Origin of the sequence: Teredinibacter waterburyi (assembly GCF_001922985.1) — a bacterium.
Taxonomy (GTDB): Bacteria; Pseudomonadota; Gammaproteobacteria; order Pseudomonadales; family Cellvibrionaceae; genus Teredinibacter; species Teredinibacter waterburyi.
This window is the reverse complement of record NZ_MRUH01000142.1, coordinates 1-1347: the sequence shown is the minus strand read 5'-3', so window position 1 is coordinate 1347 and position 1347 is coordinate 1. Positions and strand designations below refer to the sequence as shown.

Annotated in this window: 1 protein-coding gene; it reads left to right on the top strand. The window is 40.9% G+C overall.

The window, feature by feature from the left end; all coding sequences use genetic code 11:
- Positions 1-868 precede the first annotated feature (868 nt).
- Positions 869-1177 (top strand): hypothetical protein, encoded by a 309-nt coding sequence (locus IDZ20_RS10895; protein WP_188151466.1) that lies wholly within the window; start codon positions 869-871, stop codon positions 1175-1177.
- The last annotated feature ends 170 nt before the right edge of the window (positions 1178-1347 follow it).

The following is a 1347-nucleotide window of genomic DNA, read 5'->3' as shown; positions in this document are numbered from 1 at the left end:
ATCGCAGTGATGCAGTCAGGGAGTGGTATTCAATTTCTAGTCGGTCGTGTCCGCACTATGTCCCCGATCTTTGTTCTCAGTGGTTCCTTTCTAGGCAGTACCAAGTCTATCTATTGCTTAATCGTCTTGTAGTATTATTTGGGGTTTTTGGTAGTATCTGGTTTTAATATCTATTGTCTAAGCGCTTCGTTTAGCCTGTGGGGCCACCTAACGGTCGCCCAACGTGTGTGTTATTATTTTGTGCCGCCTCGCATAACAAGGCGCTCCACCTGACAATTTTTGCTGCGCTCGTTTGTGTATGTCGCGCAGCTCCATTTTACACAAACGCTCACAGCAAAAATTGCAGGTGAGCTTGGCGTTATGCGTCTTAACGGCTAGAAGGGTACGGCTTGTAATTCATTGGTGTTTTTTACTGTAAAAGTATCAGCTGATCTCGAAGAGTTTGCGTGCATCCTCCGTTTACTTTAGTTATCAGCACAACAGCGTCGAAACGCTACCAATATTCTAGCGTTCACGTTTCTAATTTTTGGTTTTTCTTGTATTTTAAGTTGTAGCTCCATTTTCTGTGAGCTCTTGGCTAAAATGTAAAGCTGGGTGAATCTCAATGATTGCTGGTAATAGCTTTAGGTTTTAAGTCTAAATCTAAGCTATTTTTATTAAATTTATGGCTTTGTTGTGTGTGGTGAACGGGTTGTTTTGTATGTATAGAAAGTCGCATAACAAAGCTATCGTAGGGACATTTATTGCTACGCTCCGTTTTGGGGTGGCTACGCCACTTTACCCCAAAACTCCACTCCACAATAAATGCCCCACATAGCGGCGTTAGGTGTAAATTGGGAAAACGGAACATCGGAAGATAAGAAAAGAAATGAAAAAAGCTATAATAATATTTGCCTGGGTTTCAATAATCGGTAGTATCGGGGATGGCCTAATCGCAATATACTGTATTCTTTTATCAGTGTTCCAATCGTCAGTAGAATTCAACATTACGGTTGATCAATTACTCAAAGATCATATTTATTTTCTTTATTGGGCTAAGCAGGTCGCTTACTTGGTAATGCCACACAGTTTTGTAAATTGGCTTTTTGGTCTTCCCGCACTGGTGTACTTTCCTATTCGGGTGGTAACTAGCGTTTTAATCGGTTGGTGGGTGTTGCGCATTGCAAAAAAAATATAGGAAAATGGTCACACCTAACAAATAGCTCAAGAGGGACGTTTTTTACGTCGCTTCATTTTGTGCTTAAATAGCACAAAATAAACCAACTACAAAAACGCCCCTTAGCAAGGCGTTATGCGTGGTATTAAAAAAAGCGCTTTGTCGGTTGCAGGTTGTTGTCAGTTGTCTTT

What these genes read in the sequence shown, in the direction of transcription:
- IDZ20_RS10895 (WP_188151466.1), top strand. Translation starts at nt 869, where the DNA reads ATGAAAAAAGCTATAATAATATTTGCCTGGGTTTCAATAATCGGTAGT.